Origin of the sequence: Parageobacillus caldoxylosilyticus NBRC 107762 (assembly GCF_000632715.1) — a bacterium.
Lineage (GTDB): Bacteria > Bacillota > Bacilli > Bacillales > Anoxybacillaceae > Saccharococcus > Saccharococcus caldoxylosilyticus.
Genome location: NZ_BAWO01000045.1, coordinates 1 through 19333, shown reverse-complemented (window position 1 = coordinate 19333; position 19333 = coordinate 1). Strand labels below are relative to the sequence as shown.

At 41.0% G+C, this 19333-nt stretch carries 18 protein-coding genes and 1 pseudogene; 16 read left to right on the top strand and 3 right to left on the bottom strand.

The features are described from left to right. Positions 1 to 45: 45 nt before the first annotated feature. The 9 genes from GCA01S_RS12030 (at position 46) to GCA01S_RS11990 (ending at position 9317) form a co-directional block, all read left to right on the top strand. Complete coding sequence (locus GCA01S_RS12030; protein WP_042410274.1) at positions 46 to 393, top strand: PRD domain-containing protein; 348 nt, start codon at positions 46 to 48, stop codon at positions 391 to 393. Between the two features lie 24 nt (positions 394 to 417). Beyond that, the gene (locus GCA01S_RS12025; protein ID WP_375781809.1) at positions 418 to 777 is read left to right on the top strand and encodes a DUF2620 domain-containing protein; all 360 of its coding nucleotides are present in this window, start codon (positions 418 to 420) and stop codon (positions 775 to 777) included. A gap of 17 nt (positions 778 to 794) precedes the next feature. Continuing rightward, on the top strand, positions 795 to 2093 hold the full coding sequence (locus GCA01S_RS12020) for a YhfT family protein (RefSeq protein ID WP_042410270.1): 1299 nt from the start codon (positions 795 to 797) through the stop codon (positions 2091 to 2093). A 15-nt stretch (positions 2094 to 2108) separates the two neighbouring features. Next, the gene (locus GCA01S_RS12015) at positions 2109 to 3029 is read left to right on the top strand and encodes a phosphotriesterase family protein (protein ID WP_042410267.1); all 921 of its coding nucleotides are present in this window, start codon (positions 2109 to 2111) and stop codon (positions 3027 to 3029) included. Between the two features lie 3 nt (positions 3030 to 3032). Further along, positions 3033 to 4163 carry an aminotransferase class V-fold PLP-dependent enzyme gene (locus GCA01S_RS12010; RefSeq protein WP_042410265.1) on the top strand — a complete coding sequence of 377 codons (1131 nt, stop codon included), beginning with the start codon at positions 3033 to 3035 and terminating at the stop codon, positions 4161 to 4163. Next, complete coding sequence (locus GCA01S_RS12005) at positions 4154 to 5317, top strand: YhfX family PLP-dependent enzyme (protein ID WP_042410263.1); 1164 nt, start codon at positions 4154 to 4156, stop codon at positions 5315 to 5317. Before GCA01S_RS12010 ends, GCA01S_RS12005 begins: the two co-directional genes overlap by 10 nt. Positions 5318 to 5321: 4 nt before the next feature. Beyond that, the gene (locus tag GCA01S_RS12000; RefSeq protein ID WP_042410260.1) at positions 5322 to 6515 is read left to right on the top strand and encodes a phosphopentomutase; all 1194 of its coding nucleotides are present in this window, start codon (positions 5322 to 5324) and stop codon (positions 6513 to 6515) included. 537 nt (positions 6516 to 7052) lie between these two features. Next, positions 7053 to 7382, top strand: coding sequence for a nucleotide pyrophosphohydrolase (locus GCA01S_RS11995; protein WP_042410258.1), 330 nt, complete (start codon positions 7053 to 7055; stop codon positions 7380 to 7382). An 18-nt stretch (positions 7383 to 7400) separates the two neighbouring features. Continuing rightward, the gene (locus tag GCA01S_RS11990; protein WP_042410255.1) at positions 7401 to 9317 is read left to right on the top strand and encodes a DUF2075 domain-containing protein; all 1917 of its coding nucleotides are present in this window, start codon (positions 7401 to 7403) and stop codon (positions 9315 to 9317) included. A gap of 135 nt (positions 9318 to 9452) precedes the next feature. Here GCA01S_RS11990 and GCA01S_RS11985 read toward each other — a convergent pair. Continuing rightward, positions 9453 to 9587: pseudogene (locus tag GCA01S_RS11985) on the bottom strand (IS3 family transposase); the annotation flags it as partial. A gap of 225 nt (positions 9588 to 9812) precedes the next feature. Continuing rightward, a complete protein-coding gene (gene gabP / locus GCA01S_RS11980) occupies positions 9813 to 11210 on the bottom strand; it encodes a GABA permease (RefSeq protein WP_042410247.1) in 1398 nt (465 codons plus the stop codon). Between the two features lie 631 nt (positions 11211 to 11841). On the opposite strand from gabP, the gene GCA01S_RS11975 reads away from it, so the two are divergent. The 6 genes from GCA01S_RS11975 (at position 11842) to GCA01S_RS11950 (ending at position 17674) form a co-directional block, all read left to right on the top strand. After that, positions 11842 to 12732 (top strand): nitrilase-related carbon-nitrogen hydrolase, encoded by an 891-nt coding sequence (locus GCA01S_RS11975; protein WP_017436158.1) that lies wholly within the window; start codon positions 11842 to 11844, stop codon positions 12730 to 12732. Between the two features lie 66 nt (positions 12733 to 12798). Continuing rightward, positions 12799 to 14154: an NAD(P)-dependent oxidoreductase gene (locus tag GCA01S_RS11970; RefSeq protein WP_042410245.1), complete on the top strand. Its 1356-nt coding sequence runs from the start codon at positions 12799 to 12801 to the stop codon at positions 14152 to 14154. A gap of 32 nt (positions 14155 to 14186) precedes the next feature. Then, the gene (gene preA, locus GCA01S_RS11965) at positions 14187 to 15470 is read left to right on the top strand and encodes an NAD-dependent dihydropyrimidine dehydrogenase subunit PreA (RefSeq protein WP_042410243.1); all 1284 of its coding nucleotides are present in this window, start codon (positions 14187 to 14189) and stop codon (positions 15468 to 15470) included. Between the two features lie 27 nt (positions 15471 to 15497). Next, positions 15498 to 16916: a dihydropyrimidinase gene (gene hydA / locus GCA01S_RS11960; RefSeq protein ID WP_042410241.1), complete on the top strand. Its 1419-nt coding sequence runs from the start codon at positions 15498 to 15500 to the stop codon at positions 16914 to 16916. A 196-nt stretch (positions 16917 to 17112) separates the two neighbouring features. Further along, positions 17113 to 17346, top strand: a complete 234-nt coding sequence (locus GCA01S_RS11955; RefSeq protein ID WP_042410238.1) for a hypothetical protein — start codon at positions 17113 to 17115, stop codon at positions 17344 to 17346. Between the two features lie 94 nt (positions 17347 to 17440). Further along, positions 17441 to 17674, top strand: a complete 234-nt coding sequence (locus GCA01S_RS11950) for a hypothetical protein (protein WP_017436163.1) — start codon at positions 17441 to 17443, stop codon at positions 17672 to 17674. A 140-nt stretch (positions 17675 to 17814) separates the two neighbouring features. Here GCA01S_RS11950 and GCA01S_RS11945 read toward each other — a convergent pair whose 3' ends face one another. Next, on the bottom strand, positions 17815 to 18405 hold the full coding sequence (locus tag GCA01S_RS11945; RefSeq protein WP_245005331.1) for a Y-family DNA polymerase: 591 nt from the start codon (positions 18403 to 18405) through the stop codon (positions 17815 to 17817). 248 nt (positions 18406 to 18653) lie between these two features. Here GCA01S_RS11945 and GCA01S_RS11940 point away from each other — a divergent pair, with 248 nt between their 5' ends. After that, entirely contained in the window at positions 18654 to 18935 is a 282-nt protein-coding gene (locus GCA01S_RS11940; RefSeq protein ID WP_042410235.1) for a hypothetical protein, read from the top strand. The last annotated feature ends 398 nt before the right edge of the window (positions 18936 to 19333 follow it).

The window sequence follows — 19333 nt, the reverse complement described above, 5'->3', positions numbered from 1 at the left end:
TTTCTTATTATCAATATACAAAAAATTGTACATTGAGGTGTGAGAATGGACACTCTATTGGAACGCCTGGAAATACTAGAAAAGTCAAACGTGATTACAGAAAATGCAAAAGCCATTTGTAGTAAAGTAATAGAACAATTTGTGGATGAAGAGAATGCAAGCAGATATTCCATGTTAATTACTCACCTCGCAATGGCTGTCACAAGAATAGAGAGAAATGAAACCGTTTATTCACCTCCAGATATCATCATGAATGAAGTTTATTTATCTTCCCATTTCCCTGCAGCAGTAGAGAAGGTAGCTATGATTGAAAAGTGGATGAATGGAAATTTTCCAGAAGAAGAAAGGAAATTTTTATATATGCACTTTGTTAACGTTTTATCAAAACCTTAATGAGGAAAGGATGGCGTTTATATGATAAGGATTGTCATTGGCGGGCAAGTAGAAAAAGCGGAAATTGAAGCATTAGTAAAGAAGTTTAGTGGTGGGCAGGTTCAGACAATGATCAAATCCGATTTAGAAGCAGTAATGGCAATAAAGTCAGGAGAAGCAGATTATTATTTTGGCGCTTGCCATACTGGCGGTGGCGGGGCGTTGGCAATGGCTATTGCATTGTTGGGAAAACAGCGATGTGCAACTATCTCTATGCCGGGGCAGCCTCCGACAAAAGACAAAGTGGAGGAAGCGGTTGCACAAGGTGCAAAAGCTTTCGGTTTCACAGGAGATCACAAAGAAAAAGCAGTGCAATATTTAATAGAAGCACTGTTAAAGAGGTAAGTTAAGGGGGAAATAAAATGTTAGAAGTTATTTTAATGATGTGTATTGGTGCGTTAGCAGCGGTCATGGCGAATATGGGGATTGCTGTATTTAATGATGGGTTGCGCCCAATTGTGCCAAAAAATCTAGAAGGCCGAATGAGCCGGAGAGAGCTCGGTGTAACTGCTTTTGCCATGAGTTTCGGATTGGTCATCGGCTTTGGCATTCCGATCTCGATTGCCGGAAGCATTATTTTAATTCACAGTATTTTGCTTGGAACGGATATTATTGGGTTAATTTTCAAACGTGGTAAATTCACTACACCGATTGCCGGGATACTTGGAGCGCTGTATGGCGCAGGCATTTACTACGGTCTAAAAGCAGTAGTAGATGCGTTCAAGCTTCTGCCGCTTAACTTTGTTGATGGGTTTAACAAGGTAGGAGAACCAGTTGTTGTTTCTTTTATGGTATTCCCGGCAATTGCAATTGTTTTGCAATTTGGAATGAAAAAAGGAATTATTGCTTTTCTAGTCGCAGCGCTATCCCGTCAAATCATTGTTTTTATGAATACAGAAAAGATTATTAAAATTGGTGGTTCGCCTATCACCCTTAGCCCTGAGGGAATTGCTCTCATTGTCGGAATGATATTTTTATTGGTTTATGCGATGCGTGAAAAATCAACGGAAAAGAATCTTTCCACATTAGCAACACTATTTACGGATCGTGTCACAAGAATTAAAAAACACGCTTGGGTGTTAATGATTAGTGGGGGCCTTATTGCCGCCGCGACTAACCTTTTATTAATTGCTGGTGACCCAATTTCATTAAATCTGCTTTCCGACGGAAAAATTTCCGAAGGTGGAATTGCCTCGTTAGCAAAAGCATTCGGATTTGTTCCATTGATTGCCAGTACAGCTATTGCCACCGGTGTCTACGGACCAGTGGGATTTACGTTTGTGTTTGCTGCGGGTATTTTTTCTCCAAATCCAGTTGTTGCAGCGATTCTCGGTGCCATCATTATTTTAGCAGAAATTTTCTTATTAACCAAATTAGCTGCTGTTCTTGACCGTTTTCCTGGCATACGAGCCTCCGGTGAGAACATCCGTACAGCGATGACGAGAGTACTAGAAGTTGCTTTGCTCGTGGGTGGTGCAAACGCAGCCAACACCATTGTGCCTGGCTTTGGATTTTTCGCTATTGTAGGATTCTATCTCTTAAATGAAGTTGCGGGGCGGCCAATCGTTCGAATGGCTGTAGGGCCTATTGGCGCCATCGCGGTGGGGATTATCGGAAACCTATTCGCCCTGTTAGGACTTTATACACCGCCAACACAGTAAGGGGATGCATGACGAATGTACATTCAGACTGTCCTTGGGAGAATTCAGCCGGAGGAACTAGGTGTTTGTGCTTGTCACGAACATCTTTACATCGATTTAAGTCGTGTTAAAAAAAATACCGATACGTGTCTACAAAATCTGGATCTTGTAGTAGAAGATTTAAAAGTTTTTCTTCAATACGGCGGCAAAGCGATTGTTGAAATGACAAACGATGGAATGGGACGTAATGTAAAAAAGCTAGTAGAAATCAGTAAATTGCTTGATTTACACATTATCGCTAGTACTGGTTGCTATAAAGATCCTTTCATTCCTCAAGAAAAGATAAATTGGGATCGCGATGAATTCGCGAAGTGGATGATAGATGAAATCGAGAATGGCATTGATGGGACGAATATAAAACCGGGAGTTATTGGTGAGATAGGAAGCAGTTTCAATGAGTTTAAACCGGTTGAGCTGGAACTGTTTTATGGAGCAATTGAAGCTGCCAAAACAACCAAACTGCCTTTATCGACACATACTACGCTAGGCACACTCGCGCTGGAGCAGGTCGAATTATTTATCCGCGAGAATTTGCCTTTACATCAGGTGGTCATCGGGCATCAAGACTTGAATGAAGATGACGAAGTCGTATTGGAAGTTTTATCGTCAGGCGTATACATCGCGCTAGATACGATAGGAAAAGAGAATTATCGCAGTGACATGAGCCGAATGAAATCGTTGCTATATTTTCTTGAAAGAGGATATGAAGATCAAATCTTGCTTTCTAGCGATGTAACGCGTCAATCACATTTACTTTCTCGCGGCGGACAGGGATATAGCGTGGTATTGCGAAAATTTATTCCTGCTTTAAGGGAAATGGGGGTACTAGAGACAACGATTGAAAAGTTGCTTGTGAAAAATCCGCAAAAAGCATTTAGCATACGGAAAGAAGGTTAATTTATGGCAAAAAAATATGAACAATCTGTATTACAAAATATGACATTGGAAGAAGCAAAGTTGCTGCAGTTTCGGTTAATTGACGAAATCACAAAGGAGTTTTCCAATAACGAGTTTTTTCAATTAGGCGATGTTGGGCTTCATCCAGAGTATCATCGTCCCCTCATGACGGCTAGAATGGAGAAGGTTCTAGCAAGAACATTCCACGCCGAAGCATGTGCGCTAGTACGGGGAAGTGGAACTGGAGCGATTCGTACCGTACTGAGCATGTTAGTGCGTCCCGGGGATATATGTATTGTACATGATGCACCAATGTACGAAACAACGAAAGAAACTTTCCGCATTATGGGATTGAGGAAACATGAAGTTAATTTTAATGACAAAAATGCAGTGTTGAAAGCACTCGAGCAGGCTGCAGAAGCCAAAGTATTTTATGTACAGCACGCGCGCCAGCAGCCGGTGGACACGTATGATTTAAAAGAACTAATTGCTGTGGTAAAGGAACGCAGACCGGATTTGCCGGTCGTTGTAGATGATAATTATTGCGCCATGAAAATGAAAGGAATCGGAGTGGAATATGGAGCAGATTTCTCGGCGTTTTCCGGTTTCAAACTCCTTGGTCCGGAAGGGATCGGCATCATTTTGGGCAGAAAACATATTATCGAGAAAATCCATGAACGTAATTATTCGGGCGGCGGTCAAGTACAAGGATTCGAGGCGCATGAACTGATTCGAAGCATGGTTTTCGCTCCGGTTATGTTTGCCATTCAAAATGAGCAAGTGGATGAATTATGCGACCGTTTAAATAGAGGGGAAATTGACGGCATCAAAGAGGCATATATTACCAACTCACAGTCCAAAAATGTCATTGTCGAACTAAAAGAGCCTATTGCGCAGAAAATTATTCAGACCGCCGCCAAATTTGGCGCAGCGACCTATCCTGTCGGCGCGGAATCGCGATATGAATTAATACCGATGATTTACCGCGTTTCTGGCAGTTTTTTAGAAAGCCGTCCGGAATTAAGGGATTATGGGCTTCGAATCAACCCTATGAAAGCCTCTGCCAGCACGGTGATTAGGATTTTAAAAAATGCATTGCAAGAGGCTTCAAGGACTGATGGCACATGTTTTTAAATATGATGTTGCAACGAAATGAAGAACTGATTCGGGCTGCGGCCAAATTACATCAGGATGGAAAAATACCTGCGAATACCTATGTGATTGATCTAGACTCTTTGGAAAGAAATGTACAACGGATTAGCCAAACAGCAAAAGATCATGATCTAAAACTTTACTATATGACAAAGCAAATCGGCAGAAGCGGGTTTGTCGGGCAAATCATTCAGAACAACGGAATCGAGCGGGCGGTTGCCGTCGATATTGATGAGGCAATCGAATTAAAAAAAGAAGGGTGCTCCATTGGCAATATCGGGCATCTTGTCCAGCCGAGCAAGTCTCAGTGGCATTACGTGCTAACCTTTCTCCGTCCGGAAGTAGTGACTCTTTTTTCGTATGAAAGAGCGAAACAATTATCGGACGCGGCTGAAAAATTAGGAAAAAAACAAGATGTTCTATTGCGGGTGATTCGGCCAAACGATGTGATTTTTCCAGGGCAATTTGGTGGATTTCTTTTAGACGATTTAGAAGGACAATTGGATGACATATTGACTCTAAAAGGAATTAATGTTGTGGGGGTCACAAGTTTTCCGATTTTCCGTTTCCATCAGGAACAACAAGACTTTTCTTTTACTCCCAATATAGAAACACTGCAAAAAGCAAGAAATATTTTGGAAAGAAAAGGGATAAAAGTAACGCAGGTCAACGCGCCTGGTGCGACGAGCTGCTATACCATCCCTAAATTAAAAGAAGCAGGTGTTACTCACGGCGAGCCAGGGCATGCAATGACGGGAACTACACCGCTTCACGCCTATAAACCGGACTTGCCTGAGGTTCCTAGCATTGTATATGTATCGGAAATCTCGCACATGGACGATGAATTTGCATATACGATCGGGGGAGGTTTCTATGCCCGTTCAAATATGAAATACGCGTTGTTTGGGGGAACTGAAGAGAGAATTATCCAACAAAAGGCAGAAATTGATCGCTGGTCGGCGACGAATATTGACTATTATGGCTGTCTGAAGCGAAAAGAAGAGATGAAAGTCGGTGATACGGTTATTTACGCGTTTCGCACACAAATTTTTATAACAAGGTCTCATGTCGCTTATATCCGTGGCGCTCGCCAAAAAGCTCCTGAGCTCGTTTATTTCCAAAGAAGGGGGCAGTAGCAATTTGAAACGGGTTACTTTATTAGTATTGGACGGATTTGGAATTGGTTTCATGGATGATTGTACAGAGGTGAAGCCAGAGGACGTCGGGGCCAACACGTATAAACATCTTCGAGAGGCCGTCGATTTGCACATTCCTACTTTGTATGAATTAGGATTGGGAAAAATCGTTGACAATATCGGCGAGCCGAAGGCAGCGTATGGTAAAAGCAATTTGGCCCATTATGGCGCGGATACATTTATGGGGCATCAGGAACTAATGGGAAGCAAGCCGGGAATTCCGAAAAAACGACTAATGAAAGATGTGGGAGCAAATATAAAAACCGCCCTAGAAAGCCATGAATATCATGTCGAACATCCCATAAAAAAATCCTCGATTCTCTTAGTAAATGGTGCGGTCGTCATTGGAGATAACCTGGAAGCGGAAAAAGGCAATATTATTAATGTAGTCGGCGACTTAAATCTAGTTTCCTTTGATGAATTGAGCAAAATCGCCAATATTATTAGAAAATGCGTAGATACAAGTAGAGTTATTGCGTTTGGAAATAAAAAGACAAACATTGAAACGATCCTTAACGCGGTAAAAGAAAAATCCCCGGGACAGTGGGGAGTGGACAGCCCGAAGGCAAATGTATACGGCGACGGCTATCAGGTGCTCCATTTAGGATATGGCATCAATTACGACAGACAGTTTGCCCATATTGCGGAGTTGAATCAGATACCGGTTTACCGAATTGGAAAAACAGCGGATGTGATTCAAGCAACTGGATTTAAAGATCCAGTTGTCAACACGCGAAGCGTCCTTGAAACATATCGCGCCTTATTCAGGGAAAGCAAGGAAGATTCCGTCTTTCTTGTCAATGTACAAGAAACGGATTTGGCAGGGCATAAGCAAGATTGTGTCTGGTATAAGGAAGTATTAGAAGAAGTAGACGGTTTTTTGTCAACTTTTATTAGTGAACTGAAGGATGATGATCTTCTCATCATCACTGCCGATCACGGGAATGACCCTACTATTGGGCACTCTAATCATACTCGTGAGCAAACACCAATTCTAGTAGTCGGTCCAAAAGTAAAACCTGTATCGATTGGCATCCGCAATACGATGGCGGATATTGCCGCAACCATGGCACAATATATGAACATTGATCCCCCTGAATACGGGGTGAGTTTCTTGCGGGATATAATCATGGAATAGCATAGGATGTGATCACTTTAGTTTTTATTAGAATTCACCTGTTACATGGAGAAAGTGGGAACCATTGAAGGTGGAAGATGTGCAAGTTTGAAGTTTAAGAGCTTGTTATCAAGATTGCATCCGCCATCCCATGCATGTTTGTTGTGCTGCTGGGATGGTGTTTTTTTGTGTATGGATGTATCCAATAGGCTTTTTGCATCACACTTTTTCAAGAATTATTAGACGTTTCGTCTTTATTTTTGTAAAATATAAGGTAAAAAATACTAGTTTATCATATTAGCAGAAACAGCTTGTAAAGGAGAATTTCCAATGGCGTTGTGTGATGCTTTGATAAAGCGTCTAAAATTAAGGCGTACCGCAGCAAAGACATTGTCATAAAGCTTGAAGGAAGGTAGCTAGTCATCACCAGAGAAGCCGAACGCAAAACACTTCCGATTGACACTTTGCTCAGACAGCCGTCGTGGTGTTTAAGGAATTGTAAGATTGATAGATAGCGATGACATTTAAAGAAAAATAGCACTAACGGAGGTAATAATCATGAAACATTTGCAGCAAAAAATCATTGAATTTCGCGATGCACGTAATTGGAAACAGTTTCATACCCCAAAAGACTTGGCGATTTCATTATCTCTAGAAGCAGGAGAGCTGCTGGAAAATTTCCAATGGAAAAGCAGCGAAGAAGCTGTAAAAACAAACTTGGAAAATATAAAAGACGAAATTGCCGATGTAGTCATTTATGCACTTCTGCTTTCACATGAATTAGGGATTGATATGGAAAAAGCTGTTGTTGATAAAATAAAGAAAAATGAACAAAAGTATCCAATTGAGAAATCGTTTGGGTCAAAAAAGAAATATACTGAACTGTGAGGGTAGAGAGGGAGAAAAATGCGGTTATATTCTGGAACTTCAGAGCAATTTGTACAAGATACAATACAAAATCAAATTGCTGAAAAATTGCGTCAAAGTTTTTTTCACCATTTCCATTATTATCCTTCTCCATCGGAAATTAATTCTTGGAAAAACTCTTTGCGTGCATTGTCGCTTGTTTTTATGAATGCCGGATTAAAAGACCACGGGGTTTTGTTAGAGTATCAACTGCCTTCTACTTCCAAACGGTTAGATTGTATGGTAACAGGTAAGAATGAAAAAGAGGAAGAAAATGCAGTTATTATTGAATTAAAGCAATGGGACCGATGCGAAGAATCGAATGGTGAAAATGAGGTTGTAACATGGGTTGGAGGTTCCAAACGGGATGTGCTCCATCCATCGGCGCAAGTTGGTTTTTATCAGATGTATTTGCAAGATACCCATACAGCATTTTATGAAGATGATTGCGTCCACTTATCGTCATGCGCATATTTACATAACTATCATTACGATGAAAATGACGTGATTTTTGCACCGAAGTTTCAGCAATTGTTAAGAGATTTTCCCATCTTTACAGCAGACGATGTAGATAAGCTAACTCATTTTTTAAAATCAAAATTATCCAAGGGCAATGGCATCGATATTTTAAGAAAAATAGAAAATAGCAAATATCGTCCAAGCAAAAAACTCATGGAACACGTTGGAAATACGATTAAAGGCAAGAAAGAATATGTGCTGCTCGACAATCAACGGGTTGTTTACGATAAAGTGTTTGCGTTTGCAAGGGAAGGCTTCCATGATAAACGGAAACATGTGGTTATTGTCAAAGGAGGGCCAGGCACAGGCAAATCCGTTATCGCGTTGAATTTGCTTGCGGATTTATCATTGGCTGGTTACAACACGCATTATGCAACTGGGTCGCGGGCGTTTACGGAAACGTTAAGGTCCATTATCGGAAGACGAGGATCAGTGCAATTTAAATATTTTAATAGTTATACAAAAGCCCAGTACAATGAAGTTGATGTGCTTATTTGTGATGAAGCGCACCGCATTCGCAAGACGAGCAACAGCCGGTTTACGAAAAAAGAAAATCGTTCGAATATCCCGCAAATCGCTGAGATTATCAATGCGGCAAAAGTGTCTGTATTTTTTATTGATGATAACCAAGTGGTTCGCCCAGATGAAATCGGTTCGACCGCATATATTGCCAAATATGCGCTAGATAATGGATGTCAAGTGTATATTGAAGAGCTAGATGCGCAATTTCGCTGCAATGGATCAGAAGGGTTTATCAATTGGATCAATAATACGCTAGGCATTCGTCAAACTGCGAATGTTCTATGGGATATAAATGACCCATTTGAATTTAAAATTTTTGATTCACCATTTGAATTAGAAAGAGCTATTCGCGAAAAGGCGAAGCAAGGATATTCAGCGCGCCTGACTGCGGGATTTTGCTGGCCGTGGTCTGAGCCGAAGGCAGACGGAACCTTGCACAATGATGTAGTTATAGGTGATTTTCAACGTCCATGGAATGCTAAACCAGATGCGACAAGACTTGCGCCAGGTATACCAAAAGCTACATTATGGGCACACGATCCTAACGGGATGAATCAGATTGGTTGTGTTTATACGGCGCAAGGATTTGAATTTGATTATGTCGGTGTGATTTTTGGAAAAGATTTAACCTATAACCTAGATGAGCAACGCTGGGAAGCGCATAAAGAAAACTCCTATGACACTGTTGTTAAAAGATCAAAGGAAAAGTTTATTGACTTAGTAAAAAATACGTATCGCGTTCTTCTTACACGTGGAATGAAGGGATGTTACGTGTATTTTATGGATAAAGATACGGAGAGATTTTTCAAAAGCAGAATTCAGTATCAATCTACTACAGATGCCAGCCAAGTGGCGGAAGAAAGAATGGAATATTGAGATTTTCCTTTGCGCTCGCTTGCTGTGAAAAAAGCAAAACTCTTATACTACATAGGCTTAACGTCCAATCCTTTCATTATATAGAAGCCGAATTACACATAACCCTGTCAAAGTAGATAATGAAAAAAGAGTATATTAAGCTGCGGCCTTTTCCCGATATTCAACCGGGGAAAGGCCGTTCCGCTTTTCTTGGAAACGGCTGTGATTATAAAAACGAATATACTCTTCCATCGCCTGATATGCCTGTTCGATCGTTTTTGGGCGCACTAGTTTGTTCTTTCTTCGCCATACAAAACCCCTCCCAAGCAGACTGTTGAGGACATCATATCAAATGTCCTCTTTTTTCGCTGCCTGCTTGTAGAGGATATATTGCCTTGGGAAAATGGTGAAATAGTGATTTTTAAGGAAATAAACGGTCCTAATAATATAGATTACGGATTCTTTTCGATATTACTATGCTCTTCTCATCAGGTGAATGGCTTAGTCAGTGCTATATTAGTCTTTCGCTAGCGGTGCTATTTGTTTGTTATAGCCGCTTTTTAAGCGTTTTTTGGCAAATGCGAAATAAGAAATCATCACTACGGCCGTGATTAAGAGTGTCAACAGTAATTGGGAAACCATCGTTTTGATAAATAACATGGAGATAAGGATTACTAATAAAGCCAAGATAGTCAAATAAGTTAGATACGGGAATAACCACATTTTTATCTTTAATGCTTCAGGATTGCTTTGTTCAAGTTTTTTTCGCATACGCAATTGTGAAACCGCAATAACTAAATATACAAGCAGGGCAATAGCGCCTGAGGAGTTAACGAGAAATAAAAACACTTTATCTGGGGAAATGTAATTCATGATCACCGCTATGTACCCAAAGAATGTGCTGGCAATAACGGCTTGAGCGGGTACACCGTTTTTGTTTAGTTTGAGGAATCGTCTTGGCGCTTCTCCTTTTTCCGCTAAGGAATAAAGCATTCTTGAGGTGGTATATAGCCCTGAATTTAGACAAGATAAAACGGCTGTTAATACAATAAAATTCATGATTTGTGCGGCGGCTGGTATACCAACGTGCTCTAGCACCGCAACAAAGGGGCTTTTTAAAACGTTTGCTGAGTTCCAAGGCAATAAAGTTACTACTACAGCGATCGAGCCAATATAAAAAACTAGGATTCTCCATAGGACGGACTTAATCGCTCTAGTTACTGCTTTCTGCGGTTCAGGGGATTCTCCGGCGGCAATCGTAACGATTTCTGTTCCAACAAAGGAAAAAATAACAACGACAATTCCTAAAAGGATGGAACTGATGCCATGCGGCATAAATCCGCCATTTCCGATTAGATTTTTCAACACAATTGGGCTGCTGTTTGGATAAAGTCCAAATATGAAAGCGCCCCCGATCATTAAAAACAAAATGATGCTCGCTACTTTAATTAACGCAAACCAGTATTCAAATTCCCCATATGATTTAACCGACCAAATATTTGTAAGCGTTAACAATATGGTGAGAATTAAACTTAACAGCCATATTGGAATACTATTAAACCAATATTGAATGATAGCAGCACCGGCATTTGCTTCGATAGCAATAACGATTACCCAGAAGAACCAATATAACCATCCGATGGTAAATCCGGCCCAAGGCCCAATGGCATCGTGTGCATATGCCGAAAAAGAGCCGCTAGTAGGATTAGCTGCAGCCATTTCTCCTAACATTCTCATCACAAGAACTACTAAGCAGCCGGCTAATGCATAGGAAACAATGGCCCCAGGGCCTGTGGAATGAATGACTGCGCCGCTTCCCACAAAAAGTCCGGCCCCTATAACCCCAGCTATTGCGATCATTGTCATGTGGCGTTCCTTTAACCCTTTTTGTAGACCTGTGTCTTGTTTGGCCAAAAAAATCCCCTCCTTGGAAAATGATTTGTTAACAATTATCTGAATAATTAGATAAATGTTTTTATACTTAGTTTATGTTAGAAAGTGGTTACATATCATTAGACAAAGTGTAAACAAAAACAGGCTATCCATTTGACGATTTGTAAAATACTCAATGCTTTTTGTTCTAGAACTGGAATAGCCGTGCTTTGTATGAGCCTGTGTATCTTGATAGTTTCATCAACTTCACGACAAATCAAAATTTGCATAGCTTTGTTATTACCTTGAAATAGTATATTACAAAACAACTGTTAGATTTATTCAAAATCAACAGAGTTATTTAAATAGGATAACGTGTTCCCTTGTCTTTTATTTCCTTCTCTCAAGACTCTACATATTGATCGCAAACGAATGCGGTAATGTCAATTATGTTCATAGTACATTTTTACATAATGAAAAACAAACCTATCTACTTATTTAACAAAGTGTATAATGAAAAGCTTATTTACTATAGATAAAATATTCTTAAAGTTCGGATTCTTTAGTCTTATATCAATCAGGATAGGGAGGTGTTGTCTTTTTGGTGTTTTATACTATGGAAAATGCTTGCTTTTAGTAGGTTTGAAAATATAGAAAAGCGAGGGATGGAGAGGTGGCTGATCAAGTAACAATCGGTCTTATTCAAGCATCACATGATGTCCATGGGGATGAGCCGGTGGAAGTCCATAAAGAAAAGGCGATTGAAAAACATATAAAATTGGTGCAAGAGGCAAAAGACCGGGGAGCGCAAATCATCTGTTTGCAAGAAGTTTTCTACGGTCCATATTTTTGTGCGGAGCAAAATACAAAATGGTATGATGCTGCGGAAGAAATTCCGAATGGACCAACGACAAAAAGATTTCAAGAGCTGGCAAAACAATTAGGTGTGGTCATTATTCTGCCGATTTATGAAAGAGAGGGAATCGCCACTTATTATAATACAGCCGCTGTCATTGATGCAGACGGCACATACTTAGGAAAATATCGAAAACAGCATATTCCGCATGTTGGCGTAGGCAATGAAGGATGCGGATTTTGGGAAAAATTTTATTTCAAACCAGGGAATTTAGGATACCCGGTATTTGATACGGCATTTGCCAAAGTAGGCGTTTACATTTGTTATGACCGCCACTTCCCAGAAGGGGCAAGAATTTTAGGATTAAAAGGTGCTGAAATTGTTTTTAACCCTTCGGCGACGGTAGCTGGTCTTTCCGAATACTTATGGAAGCTGGAGCAACCTGCCCATGCAGTGGCAAACGGATATTATGTCGCTGCCATCAACCGGGTCGGATATGAAGCCCCATGGAACATGGGAGAATTTTATGGTCAGTCTTATTTAGTCGATCCAAGAGGCAACTTTGTTGCGATGGGAAGCCGTGACAAAGATGAGGTCGTCATCGGTGTGATGGACAAAAAGATGATTCGTGAAGTTCGCGATACGTGGCAGTTTTATAGAGACCGCCGTCCGGAAACTTACAACGAAATGACAGCGTTACTGCCATAAAGCGTAAAAAGGGATTAGGGTTTTACTCTATTCCCTTTTTTAAAATGAAAAAGGAGGTTGTTCGCGATGAACCTATCTCTCTCTGATTTGGAAAAGAACTTCCAAGAAGTAGAACCGGGGTTAACCGATCGAGAAGCGATAGAAGAAGCCAACCGATGTTTATATTGTTATGATGCGCCCTGTATAAAAGCTTGTCCTACAGGGATTGATATTCCGGCTTTTATCAAGAAAATTGCGTCGGGAAACTTAAAAGGATCGGCAAAAACCATTATGTTGTCCAATCCTGTCGGTGCCAGCTGTGCAAGGGTATGCCCGACGGAGGAATTGTGCGAAGGTGCCTGTGTTCTGAATCATTCCACCAAGCCTATCATGATTGGAAAGCTGCAACGATATGCGACAGACTGGGCCATTCGGAATGAAGAAGTATTGTTTGAGGCTGGAAAGAAAAACGGAAAAACAGTGGCTGTTGTCGGCGGCGGTCCTGCTGGATTATCTGCCGCTAGAGAATTGGCCCGAATGGGATATACGGTCACCATTTTTGAAGCGGAAAAAGAAGCAGGGGGACTGAATACGTACGGCATCGTTTCCTTCCGGCTTCCGCAAAAAATATCGTTTTGGGAAGTGAATCAAGTCAAAGGTTTAGGGGTACAAATTCGCACCAATACGAAGGTAGGAAAAGATATTTCCGCTAAGGAGCTTTTAGACGATTACGATGCAGTCGTGTTGGCTGTCGGTATGGGGAAAGTTCCAATGTTAGGGATTGAAGGAGAAGACTTGGACGGAGTGTATGATGCCATTGAATTTATTAAAGAAACGAAAACAAACCCATTGACTGACAAGCTAGTGGGGAAAAGAGTGGTTGTTATCGGTGCTGGAAACACTGCGATTGACGGCGCAACTTGTTCGGTGCGTTTAGGAGCGGAAAATGTAAAAATTTTATATCGCCGTACAAAAGAGGAAATGACCGCGTACGATTTTGAATACGAGTTTGCGAAGCAAGACGGCGTCGAGTTTCGCTGGTTAACTGCACCGAAGCGGATTATTGGTGATGAAAACGGAAAAGTGACCCATATCGAATGTGTTCGTATGAAGTTAGGAGAACCGGATGCAGATGGACGCCGTCGTCCTGTTCCCATTGAAGGATCCGAGTTTACGATGCGAGTCGATGTAGTTATTAAAGCAATCGGCCAGACGCGGCACCTTGATCTCATTCAGGAATTTGGATTAGAGCATGATGATGGTGTGGTAAAAGTCAATCCGGAAAACTATCAAACATCCAATCAAAAAGTTTTTGCCTGTGGTGATGTCATTTTTGCGAAAGGACAAGGCGAAGCGATGGTTGTCACTGCTGCGCAGCAAGGAAAAGAGGCAGCCTACGCGATACATCAATATTTAACAAAAGCAGTAAGTGAAACTGCCTGATATTGTCATTTTTAACGGAGGAGGGCAAGAAAATGGCGGATTTAAGCATTAATTTAGCGGGAATAAAGTCTCCCAATCCATTTTGGCTCGCTTCTGCGCCTCCAACCAACTCCGGTTATCAAGTGCAAAGAGCGTTTGAGGCTGGTTGGGGCGGAGCGGTTTGGAAAACGCTCGGTGAACCGATTTTAAACGTATCATCCCGGTTTGCGGCTGTAAGCTTTAATGGACAGCGTGTGATGGGCTTTAACAATATCGAGTTGATTACGGACCGTCCCCTTGAAGTGAATTTAAAAGAAATCTATGAAACCAAAAAGCGTTTTCCAGATCGAGCCGTGGTGGCATCCCTTATGGTCGAACCAAAAAGGGAAAAATGGCATGAAATTGTGAAAAGAGTGGAAGATGTGGGCGTAGACGGGCTTGAACTGAATTTTGGCTGCCCGCACGGAATGGCCGAACGGGGAATGGGGTCGGCTTCCGGGCAAGTGCCTGAGCTCGTGGAAAAGCAAACATATTGGGTGAAAGAGGTGGCGCAGACGCCTGTCATCGTTAAGCTGACTCCTAATATTACAGATATCACGGCGACAGCTGAAGCGGCTGTTCAGGGCGGAGCCGATGCCATCAGCATGATCAATACCATCAATAGCTTAATGGGAGTTGACCTGGACACGTGGAATACCATTCCGCATGTATCGGGGAAGGGAGCGCATGGAGGCTATTGCGGCCCGGCGGTGAAACCAATCGCTTTGAACATGGTTGCAGAATGCGCCCGGCATCCGCGTATTCATGTGCCGATTTCCGGCATAGGCGGCATATCCAGTTGGAAGGACGCAGTGGAATTTATGCTGATGGGGGCAACCGGGGTGCAAGTATGTACGGCTGTCATGCATCACGGCTTCCGTATTATTGAAGATATGATTGAAGGACTGAACCATTACTTGGATGAAAAAGGAATTGCTTCCGTTATGGATATTGTTGGGAAGTCGGTTCATAAATACTCCAATTGGGGGGGCCTCGACCTTAATTATAAAGTGGTTGCCCGCATTAATACCGATGTTTGCATTAATTGTAATAAATGTTATATCTCGTGTGAAGATGCTTCTCATCAATGCATCGATCGTTTAACGGATGAAAATGGAAAAGAGTATTTAAAAGTGCGCGAAGAAGATTGCGTAGGATGCAATTTATGTTCGATCGTCTGTCCGGTGGATGGCGCGATTGACATGGTCGAAATACCAAGCGAACATCCACCGATGACATGGAATGAGCGACAAGCAGCCATTAGCGGACTTAACAGCTGTAATGTTGACGTAAAATAATCTTTTCAATCAAAGGAGGACGTAGAAATGACAAAAATTATAAAAAACGGAACGATTGTTACCGCAACGGATACGTATGAAGCGGACTTGCTGATTAAAGACGGGAAAATTGCGATGATTGGCCGAAATTTAGAGGAAAAAGGCGCCGAAGTGATTGATGCAAAAGGCTGTTACGTATTTCCAGGCGGCATTGATCCACATACGCATTTAGATATGCCGTTTGGGGGCACGGTGACAAAGGATGATTTCGAATCCGGGACGATTGCGGCGGCATTTGGCGGGACAACGACCATCATCGACTTTTGTTTAACGAATAAGGGGGAACCACTGAAAAAAGCGATTGAAACTTGGCATAACAAAGCGAGGGGAAAAGCGGTTATTGATTACGGCTTTCATTTAATGATTAGTGAAATTACGGATGAAGTATTGGAAGAGCTGCCGAAAGTCATTGAAGAAGAAGGAATTACATCATTTAAAGTGTTTATGGCGTATAAAAACGTATTTCAGGCAGATGATGGAACGTTATACCGTACGCTGGCGGCCGCCAAAGAACTTGGAGCGCTCGTGATGGTGCATGCGGAAAATGGTGATGTGATTGATTATTTAACGAAGAAAGCGCTTGTAGATGGGAATACGGATCCGATTTACCATGCATTAACAAGACCTCCAGAATTGGAAGGAGAAGCGACAGGGCGCGCATGTCAATTAACCGAGCTTGCCGGTTCACAGCTTTACGTCGTTCACGTGACATGTGCGCAAGCGGTTGAAAAAATTGCTGAGGCGCGCAATAAAGGATTGGATGTATGGGGAGAAACGTGTCCGCAATATCTTGTTCTCGACCAATCTTATTTAGAAAAGCCTAATTTTGAAGGCGCGAAATATGTTTGGTCTCCTCCGCTTCGTGAAAAATGGCATCAAGAGGTATTGTGGAACGCATTGAAAAACGGCCAGCTGCAAACGCTGGGATCTGACCAATGTTCGTTTGACTTTAAAGGCCAAAAAGAACTTGGCAGAGGAGATTTCACAAAAATTCCAAATGGCGGACCGATCATTGAGGATCGGGTTAGCATTCTCTTCAGTGAAGGAGTAAAGAAAGGAAGAATCACGTTAAATCAATTTGTCGACATTGTGTCGACAAGAATTGCCAAATTGTTCGGGTTATTCCCGAAAAAAGGAACCATTGCGGTAGGCTCAGACGCGGATTTAGTCATTTTTGACCCGAATATCGAACGGGTGATTTCGGCCGAAACACACCATATGGCCGTTGATTACAATGCATTCGAAGGAATGAAAGTAACGGGTGAACCGGTATCGGTTTTATGTAGAGGCGAATTTGTCGTTCGTGATAAACAATTTGTCGGGAAACCAGGGTACGGACAATATTTAAAACGTGCAAAATACGGAACCTCGACTATTTCCAAACAGAGCGAGGAATTAACCATTTAACTTTCCTCCTAAAACGGCTACAAAAATGTAGCATATATCACTCCAATTTTTTTAGCTTAGCCTTATCCCGTTCTAAGCGATAGTAGATCTTCAAAAATCACTATCGTTTGGAATCTTATTCACAATATTTAGGAGAAAAAAGGCAAGCAAATGTTTGGAAGAAAACGGTTCATTTTTATTAGGGGGTGGTAATCAGATGTCCTATCAAGAATTTTTGGCAGAAAGGGATAAAATTGACTATTTGATTCAACAAGGATACTATATCAAAAATGTGAGAGAAAATTTAAGCGGGGCTTTCGTCGAATTCGAATTAAAAATGCCAGACTCTTCAGAAAAAAAGGACACGACACAAATATTGCATATTCAAAATGCGGATGCCCGCAAGTATTTTTCATCCCTATTAATCCGTCAAATGAAACAAGCAAAGTAGTTTTATCGATAAATAAGAGCAATTGCCCCAAGGTATGAGCATAAATTTATGAATAATTAAAAAATACCAGCAAAAACAGGAAGGAAGAATTGCTGTGGAATTTTATTTAAAAGCGAAAGATGGTGCTTTTCCGTGTGAAGTGACCATCGATGAAGACAACGGCCGATACACGATCCGAAAAGCGGATACGAGCGGGGAATTTTTTGATACTCCACAAGAGCTTGTGAAATGGATTATGGATAATTGGCGCAGTGACTATTTCCAAGATGAGGAACAATTTCAACAAATGATAAAAGAAATTCAAGTATATATTCCGGTTAATGAATAATTAAAAAGGGAGTGAGTTCGTCTTATCAAGATCTAAATCATAAAAAATCTCTAAAAATAAAGGAGGACACATATTAATACATGACTAAAATGTGTTCTCCTTTATTTTTTTAACATATTTACCGAGAAGTCTCCCACCTCTTAACGGAGTGTAGGCGGAAGAGGTTCATAACTTTTTATAATTTTAGGTCTTGATAAACTTTTTTGAAGGAAGTTCCTTGCGTCGATAAAAGGAGAACTTAAGTCAATTCCCAAAGCGGGATAGTAAAGCTGTTCTCCTATTACGCCAAAACGCTTCCGTAAACGATCCAGGGAACTGTTTGCCACGCCTCCAAGCGTATACATTCCCATATTGTTCAGATGTTTCTCCATTCGGCTGCCAATGCCCCAGACTTCCCGTAACGGAACCAGCCATAACTTGTTTGGTGTACATTCCGCGATGCCTTGCTTTTTGGCGTATACATCCAGTACGACTTTGCTGATGAAACGATTCGGGCCGATGCCAATGCAAGATGGCAGACCGAATTGATTCCAGATCGCGCTGCGTATTTTTTGGACCGCTTCCATGGGGGATCCATGCAGCTTTTCCGTACCGTCTAGGGTTATCCAGCTCTCATCAACGCTGTACGTGAGAATCGCTTCAAAAGGGACAAAGGTGGAAAACAGTTCTGTAATTTGAACATCGATGCACAACATTTTATGTTTTGGCAGCCAGGAAATATCGAAGCACATCGACGCAAAGACCTCCTTTATAAGAACATATGTTTGATTTACGAATATATGTTCTTATATTTTGTGAAAGAAGTCAAGAGGAAACTAGGAAACGAAGAAGAGTCAGAAGGAAGAGGGGGTTAAACAAAAAAACAGATTGTACCGGTCTTTACATAATGTATAATGTTGGAAAGTGAAGGTGATTTCTTGTTGAATTAACGGATGGCTATAATTCAAAAAGTTATTATCAACAGAGGGGGTGTTTTGTAGTGTTAGACAAGAAAAAAGTAGGAAATATATTAGGTGTCGCGTCTTTGTTGCCTGTAATCATAAGTATCATTATTTTCTATACCGAAAGAGGTCCAAATGCTGATATTTATTTCGTGATCACAATTTATGGTATCTTATCAATTATTGGTATTTTATTCGCGGCGTTCTCGTGTTTGATGACTAAACGTTTCTTTCTGCTAATTATCAGCTTGATAGGAAATGGAGCAGTTTTGGCCGTTGCTTTTCTTTTGCTATTGGCAATGGGGCTTAGTGAACCATAAAAAATATTCTTAAACTATTAGGTGAGTTAGTTGAAATAAGAGTTTTCGAAGCCGATTCCCTGACTGGGAAATCGGTTTTTTTATTTCATTGGCTCTGTTAAACAATAGTGTTGATATTTCACCAAAAGAAAGAGGGAAAGTTTATTAATCCTTTGCTTTATTTCTTGTTGAAGATTGAATTTATCGCCTGCGAATTACTTTATAAACGATATATATAAATCCAAATATCAGAAATGAATAAGCAATTACCAATGAATCTTCAACTTCTTTAAAGTCCTTATCCTTAGTAATAATTAAGAGTAAAATTCCAGAAATAATCATTACAAAACCAATAATATATCTACCCATTTGAATCCTCCATAAAAATAGGATTATTTTTATAACTGTTTCTTAAACTT

Coding starts and splice junctions, on each gene's coding strand:
- GCA01S_RS12030 (WP_042410274.1), top strand. CDS start 46: ATGGACACTCTATTGGAACGCCTGGAAATACTAGAAAAGTCAAACGTG.
- GCA01S_RS12020 (WP_042410270.1), top strand. CDS start 795: ATGTTAGAAGTTATTTTAATGATGTGTATTGGTGCGTTAGCAGCGGTC.
- GCA01S_RS12015 (WP_042410267.1), top strand. CDS start 2,109: ATGTACATTCAGACTGTCCTTGGGAGAATTCAGCCGGAGGAACTAGGT.
- GCA01S_RS12010 (WP_042410265.1), top strand. CDS start 3,033: ATGGCAAAAAAATATGAACAATCTGTATTACAAAATATGACATTGGAA.
- GCA01S_RS12005 (WP_042410263.1), top strand. CDS start 4,154: ATGTTTTTAAATATGATGTTGCAACGAAATGAAGAACTGATTCGGGCT.
- GCA01S_RS11995 (WP_042410258.1), top strand. CDS start 7,053: ATGAAACATTTGCAGCAAAAAATCATTGAATTTCGCGATGCACGTAAT.
- GCA01S_RS11990 (WP_042410255.1), top strand. CDS start 7,401: ATGCGGTTATATTCTGGAACTTCAGAGCAATTTGTACAAGATACAATA.
- GCA01S_RS11970 (WP_042410245.1), top strand. CDS start 12,799: ATGAACCTATCTCTCTCTGATTTGGAAAAGAACTTCCAAGAAGTAGAA.
- preA (WP_042410243.1), top strand. CDS start 14,187: ATGGCGGATTTAAGCATTAATTTAGCGGGAATAAAGTCTCCCAATCCA.
- hydA (WP_042410241.1), top strand. CDS start 15,498: ATGACAAAAATTATAAAAAACGGAACGATTGTTACCGCAACGGATACG.
- GCA01S_RS11955 (WP_042410238.1), top strand. CDS start 17,113: ATGTCCTATCAAGAATTTTTGGCAGAAAGGGATAAAATTGACTATTTG.
- GCA01S_RS11945 (WP_245005331.1), bottom strand. CDS start 18,405: ATGTGCTTCGATATTTCCTGGCTGCCAAAACATAAAATGTTGTGCATC.